The following is a 10214-nucleotide window of genomic DNA, read 5'->3' on the forward strand; positions in this document are numbered from 1 at the left end:
CGTCGCCCGGGTCGTTGGCGGCGGGGTCGTTGGCGGCGGGGGGCCCGACCGGGTCGTCGGCTGCCGGTCCGACGAGGAGACCGTCGGAGGACACCCTTGACATGGGTGCGGAGTATAGGAGGCCGCAGTCGGTGGGGACCATCACCGCAGATCGGGCGGCCGGTTCGCAGCGACGCCATCTCGACCCGTGACCTGCCCTGTCGGGCCGGCTGGCGGCGCCGGAGGGGGACGGGACGGGTGCGGTATGGTCCCGTCGGTGACGAGCACCAGGGTCAGCGACCGCCACGGGTCACCGACCGCCTGGCTCCGACCGCGACAGCAGTGGCTGGCCTGGTTGGCCATCGCGGTGGCCGTGGCGCCGATCGTCGTCGCCGCCGCCCGGGCGGTCCTCGGGGGCTGGGTTCCCCTGGGTGACAACGCCTACTTCACGGTGCGCTCGCGAGATGTGCTCGGCCCTGTCCACCCGCTCCTCGGGGCCTGGTCGTCGGGGTCGAAGTCGACAGGGACCCCCGTGAACAACCTCGGTCCCCTGCAGCTCGACCTCCTCGCCCCCTTCACCAAGGTCGGCTCGGCGGCGGGCACGGCCATCGGCGTGGCGGTGCTCAACTTCGCGTCCGTGGTCGGGGTGGGGCTCGTCGCGCGGCGCCTGACGTCGACGGTCGGGGTGGTCCTCGCCATGGTGATGTCCGGTCTGGTCGCGTGGTCGATGGGCTCGGAGCTGCTCATCGAACCCCGCCAGCACCACGCCCTGGTGCTGCCCTGCCTCTGCTTCATCGCGCTGTGCTGGGGTCTGGCGACGGGCGACCGCTGGCTCCTGCCCTGGGCCGCCGCCGTGGGCAGCCTGCTGGTCCAGACGCACCTGAGCTACCTCCTCCTCGCTCCTCTGCTCGGCCTGTGGGGCATCGTCGGGCTCACGGTCGCGACGTGGCGCGCCCCGCCCGGAGACGGGTCCGATCGCGGGCCGGGGCGCACGCTCCGAGGCCCTGCAGCGGTGACCGGTGCGGTCCTCGTCGTGGTCTGGGCGCAGACCGTGGTGGACCAGGTCGCCGGAACCGGCAACCTCGGCCGACTGCGAGACGCGGGGTCCAGCGACGACGGGTCCGCCCCCGGGCTCGCCGACGGGGCCCGCATCGTCACCGACGTCGTGGCATCACCCAGCGCCTGGCTGCGACACGGGTTCCGGGACTTCGCGCCCGCATCGGATCTCACCGGCGTCGCCGTTCCCACGGTTCGCCTGCTCGTGGTGCTGGGCGTGCTCGGCGCCGCTGCGTGGGTCGCCCACCGACGACGGGACCGGGTTGCGACCATGGCTGTCGTGACCGCGGCGGTTGCCGTGGGCGCCGGTGTGGTGGCGGCCGCTCGCACTCCCACCGGCGACCTCGGTCCCGTGGCGGGCAACTACCGCTGGCTGTGGCCCGTCGCCGGCTTCACCATCTTCGTGGCGGTCCTCGCCGGAACGGGCTCATCGTCCCCCGACACACCTCCATCGGAGGCCGCGCCGTCCACGAGACCTCCGTCCGCCGGCCGTCGGACCGGCGTGGTCGGCCTCGTCGCCGCGGCCGTGCTCGTCGTCCTCACCGTCGCCAACCTCCCGCCCGCCTACGACATCGACGTGGTGCGGTCCGACCGTCACCGGCGACCGGTCGCCCTCGAGCTGACCCGACAGCTGGACGCCGCGGAGCTCACCGGTCCGGTCCTGTTCGACCGCAGCCGTGGCGTCTTCACCGAGCCGTACTCCTACGCCGTGCTCGTCGCCCTCCAGGAGCAGGGGATCGAGTTCACCTTCGACGACGACGGCCCCGACATCCCCCGCTTCGGCGAGGCTCGTGCCGACGAGGGCCGGGCTGAGCGCCGGCTGGTCCTGGTGACAGGGTCTGCGGCCAGGACCGTCCCTGAGACCGCGGAGCGCATCGCGTTCGCATCGTCGTTGACCCCAGCGGATCTCCGCTCGCGCACGAGGCTGACGACGGAGGTCACCCGGGCCCTGGATGAGGGCGTCTTGGTACCGACGCCTGCGGGCCAGCAGGAGCTCGACGACGGTGCCTTCCCGGCCATCGTCGCCCGGGAAGACGGACAGGAGGTGGGGCCCGAGCAGGTCGCGAGCGAGATCATCCGGCTGGCCGCCGGCGACCAGCTGACCGGGCCGGCCCACGCGCGCCGGGCGGTGGGGCGGATGGCGGAGCTCTACGAGCGGGAGATCTTCGAGACCGTGGCGCTCTTCCTCGAGCGCCAGCCCGCCTAGCCCGGTCGCGGCCGGCGACTACGCTGACGGCCCTTGGACCTCTCCGCCGCCACCCCGTCAGAGGTCGCGCCGGCCCCTCCGAGGCCCGGACCGGACCCGAGCCGCCACCGGGCCTGGTGGCGGCCCGACTGGCGGACGGCGGTCGCACTGGCGGTGGTCGCCCTCGTGGTCGCCCTCCCCCTGCGGGCCCTGTTCCACCAGGGCGGGTCACCCATGGAGGAGGGCTTCATGCTCGTCTTCCCCGAGCGGGTCCTGGCCGGTGACGTGCCGCACCGGGACTTCCTCCACCTCTACGGGCCGGGCAGCCTGTGGGTGCTCGCCGGGGTGTACGAGCTCTTCGGCACCTCGTTGGCCGCCGAACGGGTGGTCGGCCTCGTCCAGCAGATCGCCATCATACTCGGCGTGTTCGCCGTGGCCCGGCCCTTCGGACGCACCATCGCCGCGGTGTGCGCCACCATGGCGGCGCTGCTGTCGCTGACCGCCAACGGCCTGGTGGCCCTGGCCTGGAACGGTGGCGTGGCCCTGGCCCTGCTGGGGCTGGTCGCCGGCCTGCAGGGCCGCCGCCGGGTCGGGCCGTCGGCGGACCGCGATGGCGGTGACGGCGGCGCCGGTCGCTGGTTCGTGCTGGCGGGCATCCTCGGGGCCGGTGCCCTGCTGTACCGACCTGACCTCGTCGTGGCCGTGGTCCTGGCCTACGGAGCGACGGCATGGCGCCTTCCGAGGGGCCAGCTGGCGCGCCTGGTCGTCTCCCTCGGCGCGGTGCTCGTCGCCGGCTACGGCTTCCTCCTGGTGAGGGCCGGGCCGGGCACCGTCCTGCACGGCTTGTTCTTCGAGCCGGTGTTCGATCTGCGCGACGGACGCCGGCTTCCCGTCCCTCCGTCGTGGGACCACTACGACGGTGCCCTGGCCGCGGTGGGCCAGCTGATCGCACCGGGCTGGTCGCTGCCCGCGCTGACGGGTCCCCAGCAGATCGTGGTGTGGTTCTTCCTGCTGCCGCTGGCGGCCGTCGCCGAGGTGGCCTACGGCGCGTGGCGCAGCCGGGCCGACCCGTCCAGCTGGCGAGCCCGGTGCCTGCTGGCGGTGGGGTTGCTCGGGCTGGGCATGTTGCCTCAGGCGCTGCAGCGGCCCGATGCCACCCACCTGGCCTGGGTCAGCTGCGTCCCTCTCGCCTTGCTGCCACTGTTCGTGGCCGAGGCCGTCGCCGGGCGCCGGCCCCGGCGCGGGGCTCGGGTGCCGGTCGCGCTGGGCGCCGTGGTGGCGCTGGTCGTCCTCTTCGCCATGATCCCCCACCCGACGGTGCGGATCTGGGCCGATCTCACCCGCCAGTCGGCCGCCGGGGAGTACGGAGCCTCCGAGGTGACCCGGGACGACCGAAACTTCTTCTACATCGGCGCGGACGTCATCTCCGACGCGGCTCAGGGCGCCGTCGACGAGCTCGACCGGCGGGCCGAGCCGGGCGACCGGTTGTTCGTGGGGACCGCCGACCTTCGTCTCACCCCGTACAGCGATGCCTACCTGTACTACCTGTTCCCCGAGCTCACACCGGCGACGCGCTACATCGAGATGGACCCCGGCGTGGCCAACGCCGAGGGATCCGGGCTGGCCGACGACGTGGCGAGCGCCGACTGGCTCATCTTGAGCCACGTCTGGGATCCGTGGGACGAGCCCAACGAATCCCGCACGCCGGGTTCCGATGCGCCGAACGAGGTCGTGGCCCGGTCGTTCTGCGTGGTCGACGCCTTCGGTGAGGCGGAGACCCCGTACTTCCTGCTCTACCAGCGCTGCCGGTAGCCAGGGGCCCGGCCGGGTGGCAGTAGTGTCGCCGCCCATGCGCGCGGTGGTCATCGTCCCCACCTACGACGAGGTGGAGAACATCGAGGGGTTGCTGCGCGCCGTGAGGGCGGCGGCGCCCGGCGTCGGGATCCTGGTCGTCGATGACGCCAGCCCCGACGGCACCGCGGTCCGGGCCGAGGCGGTCGGGGCCGAGCTGGGCCGGGTCGATGTGCTCCGGCGTCCGGGCAAGGACGGGCTGGGGAACGCCTACCGGGCCGGGTTCGCCCACGCCCTGGCGAGCGGCCACGACGTCCTCGTCACCATCGACGCCGACTTCTCCTTCGACCCCGCCGTCATCCCGTCCCTGCTGGCCGAGGTCGAGGCCGGGAGCGACGTGGCGATCGGCTCGCGCTACGTCACCGGTGGCAGCACCCCCGACTGGCCGATCCATCGCCGGGCCCTCTCGCGCTACGGCAACCGCTACACCGGTTGGGTGCTGGGCCTCCCGATCCGCGACGCCACGTCCGGCTTCCGGGCCTACCGGCGATCGGTGCTCGAGGCCATCTCCTACGAGACGACCCAGGCCAACGGCTACGCCTTCATGACCGAGCTGGCCTTTCGCATCGTCGCCACCGGCGGTCGCATCACCGAGCTGCCCATCGAGTTCCGCGACCGCCGGTGGGGGACGTCGAAGATGTCGGGCCGGATCATCGTGGAGTCCATGGGCCGCGTGAGCTGGTGGGGCGCCCGCGAGAAGGTGCGCCGGATCCGATCGGGCAACCGCGCGACCATGGCGGGGTCCCCCCCGGCATGACCGATGCTCCCGGGGGTCCAGCGACCCCGTTCGCGACGCGACGGGCTGCGGCCGCCCGCGCCCTGCGCACCGACCGGTCGCTCGCCGTGGTGGTCGTGGCCGCCGCTGTCGGCCTGGTCGCCCGTGTCGTGTGGGTGGTCGAGGCGGCGCGGCCTCCAAGGGGCCTCCGCGACCCGGTCGTCTACGTCGAGTACGCCCAGACCATCGCCGACGGGAAGGGGATGATCGACCCTTTCAGCAACCAGCCCACGGCGTACTACCCGCCCGGCTACCCGTGGTTCCTCGGCACCATCGAGTGGATCTGCTCCCACACCCCGCTGCCTGACGACCTGCCCCTGGTCGCGGGCCTGGTCCAAGCCGTCCTGGGCGCGCTGTCGGTCGGGCTGGTGGGCCTCCTCGGGCGGCGGTTGCACTCCCCGGTGGCTGGTGCCGTCGCCGCCGTGGTCGTGGCGGTGATGCCCAACCTGGTCCTGCACTCGGCCACCCTCCTGGCCGAGACGCTCACGATCGCCCTGCTCCTGGGTCTTCTGGTGGCACTGGTACCCCCGGTGGGTGCCGAGCCGTGGCCGGCGGGCACGACGCGCTCACGTCTGATCGCCGCCGGCGTGCTGATGGGCCTGGTCCTGCTGGTGCGCCCGGTGGCGGCCGGCGTGCTCGTGGCCGTCGTCGCGTGCTGGCTGCTCGGCGGTCTCGGCTGGCGGCGTACGCTGGCCTGGACGGGTGTGCTGATCGGGTTGGCCGCGCTGTGCGTCGCGCCCTGGACCGTGCGCAACGCGGTCCGCATGGACGCCTTCATCCCGCTGTCGACCAACACCGGCGACAACCTCTGCATCGGCCACGCGCCCGGGGCGACCGGGGCGTTCCGCCTGTTGGAGGAGTGCGAGAAGACCCGGCCCCGGGGACTCCTCGACGGGCCGGCCGCCGAGGTCGCAGACGACAAGGAGAACACCGAGCGGGGGCTGCGGGGCTGGAGAGAGGGGTGGCGCAACGAGCCCGGACTGACCGCCCGCCGCTTCGAGGCGACCATCGGACGCGATGACGATGCCCTGCGCGCCGTCCAGTCCTACGACCTCGACCCGTGGATGGACGACGGGCTCGAGAGCACGCTCAGTCGCGCCAGCAACGCGTCCTGGTTCCTGGTCGGTCTCGTCGGGCTGGTCGGCCTGGTCCGGTTGGCGTGGTCCCGGGAGGGGGGGCGGCTGCTGGTGCCCCTGACCGTGCTCGCCGTGCTGGCTGCGCCCCTGGTGACCTTCGGTGATCCCCGGTTCAAGGTGCCGATCGTGCCGTTGATGGCCCTGGCCGCGGCCATCGCGGTGACGCCGCGCCGGACCCGAGCGGTTCGTCCCGCGGACTCCGACCCGGTGGCCGAACCTGCGGTCTCCGACGCCAGCTCGGCGGCGAGCACGATCAGCGCTCGATGAGGGCGTCATCGCCGTTCACCGCGAAGGCGTCCTTCGAGAGCACTCGCGGCAGGGCGACGAGGAGGGGGAGCACGGCGATGCCGATCGCCACGATGACCACCGTGCGCTCGCGGCGCCACCACGGGAGCTCACCCCGCGCCCCACCCGCGTCCGCTCCGCCGTTCACCCCCGGTCATCCACGCCTCGATCCGACCGTGCCCGCTCGATGTCGACGCGTGCCAGGACAGGAGCATCCCGCCCGGTGCCGGTGGAGGAGGGGGTGGCCTCGGCCGTCGAGGTCTCCGAGAGCGTCTCGTGGTACTCCTCCTCGACGTTGACCTCCCAGACGTCGTGGCCGGCACCGGTGACGATGTTCTCCACCGTCAGCATGGCGGTGAACATGCTGTGGTCCTGGTTGTTGTACCGGAACATGCCGTTGCGGCCCACGGGGTGGACGTTGGGGGCGTGGCGCTCGAGCCAGCGGCGCAGCACCTTGACGTTGTCCTGGTAGTGCTCGTCGTAGGTCGGATACGCCTTCGGCATGCGGACCACGTAGCCCTTCTCGACCCGTGACGGCTCGACCAGGTTGAGGGCGGCGAGCTCGCGCTTGCCCTGCTCGACGAGGTCCTCGTCGGTCGAGGTCCACATGCGGTCGCCCTCGAAGACGAAGTACTCGAGGCCGAGGACGTTGCGTCCCTCCTTGACCAGGTACGGCGACCAGGAGCCGAAGTTCTGGATCCGTCCGACCTCGACCTTCGGGTCGTGGACGTAGATCCAGTTGTCGGTCCACGGGATGTCGTCGTCGGGCACCACGAGGGCGATGGTGAGGAAGTCGCGGTAGGCGAGGCCGTCGGCGGCAGCCATCACGTCGGCCGGCGGCGGCGGGTCCATGGCCAAGAGCAGCTGGGAGATCGGCATGGAGGAGATCACGTGGCCCGCCGGGTGGGTGCTGGAGGTGCCGTCGGGATGGGTCGCGGTGACCTCGACGGCGAAGCCGTCGGTGTGGCGGATCTTGGTGACGCGGGTCTCCATGTGGACCATCGAGCCCTGGGCCTCGACCTTGTCGCGGCAGACCTCCCACATCATCCCGGGCCCGTACTTCGGGTACTGGAACTCCTCGATCAGCGAGGCGATGTCCTTCTGGTTCCGCTTGGGCAGCAAGGCGTTGACGATCGCCTTGCCGAGGGAGAGCTCCTTGATGCGCTGGGCGGCCCAATCGGCGGGCATCGAGCTGACCGGCACCCCCCAGACCTTCTCGGTGTAGGTCTTGAAGAACGTGCGGTACAGGCGCCAGCCGAAGCGGGCGACGAGCCAGCCCTCGTAGTTGGTCTGGTCCTTCGGCGGGCGGACCCGGGCCCACCCGTAGGAGGCCACGCAGCGCACGGCTTCGACCGGTCCGAGGTTCTTCAGCGCGTTCGACGCCTTCAGCGGGTAGTCGAAGAACTTGCCGTCGTAGAAGATGCGGCTCTTGCGGGGGCGGAGGAGGAAGTCCTCCGCGGGGAGGATCTCGTGCCAGAGGTCCTCGACCTCCTTCACCTTGGTGAAGAAGCGGTGGCCCCCGATGTCGAAGCGCCACCCGTCGCGCTCGGGGCTGCGGCTGATGCCGCCGACGATGTCGTCGGCCTCGAGGATCGTGGACGGCACGCCGTACTTGTGGAGCTGGTAGGCCGCGGTCAGGCCGGCGGGGCCGGCTCCGATGACCACGACGTCACCTTCGACTCCGGGGGGGTGGGGCACGTCGTCGGGGCGGGGGGCGGGGGTTTCGGCGCTCATCTGACGGTGGTGTCTCTCTCGCGGTCTCGGCGGGGCCGACGGCCCTCCGGCGCGCGGGGATCACCGCGACCGGACAGGAGCCGACCAGTACAGTGCGGTCCTCATGGTCAGCCGTCCCGCGGACATCCCGACGACACTGCCGACCGACCCGGTCGAGGGTACTCGCGTGGTCGGCCGGGCTCGGTATTTCCCGTGCTTCGAGGGGCTGCGAGCGCTCGCCGCGGGCGCGGTGGTCGTCTACCACGGCGTCACCCTCGCCGGGCCCGACGCTGCCGGTGGGCTCTACACCCCGGTGGCGGTCCTCGACATGGGCGTGTCGATCTTCTTCGTCATCTCCGGCTTCTTGCTCTACCGCCCGTTCGTGGTGGCCCGCGTCGAGGGGCGACCCGCCATCGGTGCCCACCGCTTCTGGTGGCGGCGGATCCTCCGCATCGTGCCCGCGTACTGGGCCGCGCTGACTGTGCTGTGGGCCCTGGGGTGGGTGACGGTGGGCGACCAGCCCTGGCGCTTCTACCTGTTCGTGCAGATCTACGACCCCTACACCACCCTCGCCGGCATCGTCCCGGCGTGGAGCCTGAACACCGAGATGAGCTTCTACCTGTTCATCCCCCTCTGGGCGTTCCTCGTGCGGCGGGTTGCGAGCCGGGTCGGCGAGCCGGGGCGCCCGACGGTGGCCGTCGAGGCGGGAGGCGCCGTCGTGCTGTTCGTCGCCGGCTACGCCTCTCGCGCCGTGATGTCGGGCATCGACCGGGTCTGGGCCATCGGAGGCGACGGCCAGCCCGTGACCATGCGCCAGGTGTCGTTCTCGTGGCTGCCCAACACCGTCGACCTCTTCGCCCTCGGCATGCTCGTCGCTGTGCTCTCGGTGGCCGCCGACCGCGACCCTGCGCTCCGGGCCCGGCTCGACCGGCTGGCCCAGCCCGCCGGGGCGTGGTGGGCCGCCGCCGCCGCGACCTGGCTGGCCTTCGCCTACGGGCTGGGCGAGCCCAGCCTCAACGGCGGCTACCAGGGCGGGTACTGGCAGGCGAGGCAGGCCGCGTTCGGGCTCGTCGCCGTCACCCTCCTCGTCCCGGCCGTCTTCGGCGACCAGGACCGGGGTGTGCTGCGCTCGGGCCTGACGTCTCGCCCCGTCGTCTGGCTGGGCGCGGTGTCCTACGCCCTGTACCTGTGGCACCTCGACCTGCTGCAACAGGTGCCGGGCTGGCTCGACCGTCCCCCGGCGGAGGTCCCCATCCCGGTGCTGGTCGGCGGCGCCTTCGTCCTCGGCACGCTCGCCGCCGCGGCCAGCTGGCACGGGCTGGAGAAGCCACTGCAGGCGCTGCGGCGCGACCGGCCGGCGCTGTCGGTCGTGCCCCCACCCCTGGCCCCCGGCGACCCCGCCGATCGCGAGCCCGCCACCCCCTGACACCGCCTCGGAGACCGTCGCCGGTCGCGGTGACCGGCCCGGCCACCGATGCGCGTTCCGCGACCACGTGTCACCTACCGTTCCGCGCGTGCCTTCCGACGTTCCCGCCGACGACCCCGGACCGGCCCCGACCCCGACGCCGGCGGGCGACCACCGCTGGGACCCGTGGCCGGACGTCGAGGTGCCCCGGCCCCGCCAGGCGTGGGCTCGGGTTCTCGACCTCGTCGCCCTGGCGGGCGTCGCCCTCCTCGGCCTGGCCCTGCGGGTCGTCCAGCGCTCCCCGCTGTGGCTCGATGAGGCCCTCAGCGCCAACATCGCCGCGCTGCCCCTCGGTGAGATCCCCGGGGCCCTGAGGCGCGACGGCCACCCACCGCTCTACTACGTGCTGCTCCACGTCTGGCAGGACGTGGTCGGCGACGGCGACACCGCCGTGCGGCTCCTCTCGGGTGTGGTCGGCCTCGCCCTGATCCCCCTGGCCTTCGCCACCGCCGGACGCATCGGCGGACGCCGAGCCGGGTGGGCGGCCGCCCTGCTCGTGACGCTCAACCCCTTCGTGCTGCGCTACGCCACCGAAGCCCGCATGTACGAGCTGGTCATGGTGCTCGTGCTGGCGGGCTGGCTCGTCGCCGACCACGCCGTGCGCCGGCCCGACCGGCCCCGCCTCGCCCTGCTCGTGGCGCTGACCGGGGCCTTGCTCTGGACCCACTACTGGGGCCTCTGGTTCGTCGCCGCCGCCGGCGTTGGCCTGCTCCTGCGAGCGTTCCTGGCCCACCGGCGGGCCCAGCGCGCCCGCCGTGATGCCTCGGT

8 protein-coding genes are annotated in these 10214 nt (G+C 72.8%); 6 read left to right on the forward strand and 2 right to left on the reverse strand.

All coding sequences use genetic code 11. The annotated features are described in order from the left end of the window. Positions 1-256 precede the first annotated feature (256 nt). The 4 genes from VNL12_RS04205 to VNL12_RS04220 are packed head-to-tail and all read left to right on the forward strand — an operon-like array spanning position 257 to position 6250. Positions 257-2242 (forward strand): hypothetical protein, encoded by a 1986-nt coding sequence (locus VNL12_RS04205; RefSeq protein ID WP_325591779.1) that lies wholly within the window; start codon positions 257-259, stop codon positions 2240-2242. Between the two features lie 33 nt (positions 2243-2275). Then, on the forward strand, positions 2276-4033 hold the full coding sequence (locus VNL12_RS04210; RefSeq protein WP_325591781.1) for a hypothetical protein: 1758 nt from the start codon (positions 2276-2278) through the stop codon (positions 4031-4033). Positions 4034-4070: 37 nt separating this feature from the next. Next, complete coding sequence (locus VNL12_RS04215) at positions 4071-4829, forward strand: polyprenol monophosphomannose synthase (RefSeq protein ID WP_325591784.1); 759 nt, start codon at positions 4071-4073, stop codon at positions 4827-4829. After that, positions 4826-6250 (forward strand): glycosyltransferase family 39 protein, encoded by a 1425-nt coding sequence (locus VNL12_RS04220; protein WP_325591786.1) that lies wholly within the window; start codon positions 4826-4828, stop codon positions 6248-6250. Before VNL12_RS04215 ends, VNL12_RS04220 begins: the two co-directional genes overlap by 4 nt. On the opposite strand, the gene VNL12_RS04225 is transcribed toward VNL12_RS04220, so the two are convergent. Then, a complete protein-coding gene (locus VNL12_RS04225) occupies positions 6237-6416 on the reverse strand; it encodes a hypothetical protein (RefSeq protein WP_325591789.1) in 180 nt (59 codons plus the stop codon). The two genes, VNL12_RS04220 and VNL12_RS04225, sit on opposite strands and share 14 nt — an antisense overlap. Beyond that, positions 6413-8002, reverse strand: a complete 1590-nt coding sequence (locus tag VNL12_RS04230; protein WP_325591791.1) for an NAD(P)/FAD-dependent oxidoreductase — start codon at positions 8000-8002, stop codon at positions 6413-6415. The genes VNL12_RS04225 and VNL12_RS04230 overlap by 4 nt, the downstream gene beginning before the upstream one ends. Positions 8003-8105: 103 nt before the next feature. On the opposite strand from VNL12_RS04230, the gene VNL12_RS04235 reads away from it, so the two are divergent. After that, on the forward strand, positions 8106-9407 hold the full coding sequence (locus VNL12_RS04235) for an acyltransferase (RefSeq protein ID WP_325591795.1): 1302 nt from the start codon (positions 8106-8108) through the stop codon (positions 9405-9407). An 88-nt stretch (positions 9408-9495) separates the two neighbouring features. Continuing rightward, on the forward strand, positions 9496-10214 hold a 719-nt coding region (locus VNL12_RS04240), incomplete at its 3' end, for a glycosyltransferase family 39 protein (protein ID WP_325591799.1).

It is taken from the genome of Iamia sp. (assembly GCF_035575815.1).
Taxonomy (GTDB): Bacteria; Actinomycetota; Acidimicrobiia; order Acidimicrobiales; family Iamiaceae; genus Iamia.

Excerpts from the sequence above, each read along its gene's own strand:
- VNL12_RS04235 (WP_325591795.1), top strand. The coding sequence starts at position 8,106 with ATGGTCAGCCGTCCCGCGGACATCCCGACGACACTGCCGACCGACCCG.
- VNL12_RS04220 (WP_325591786.1), top strand. The coding sequence starts at position 4,826 with ATGACCGATGCTCCCGGGGGTCCAGCGACCCCGTTCGCGACGCGACGG.
- VNL12_RS04230 (WP_325591791.1), bottom strand. The coding sequence starts at position 8,002 with ATGAGCGCCGAAACCCCCGCCCCCCGCCCCGACGACGTGCCCCACCCC.
- VNL12_RS04215 (WP_325591784.1), top strand. The coding sequence starts at position 4,071 with ATGCGCGCGGTGGTCATCGTCCCCACCTACGACGAGGTGGAGAACATC.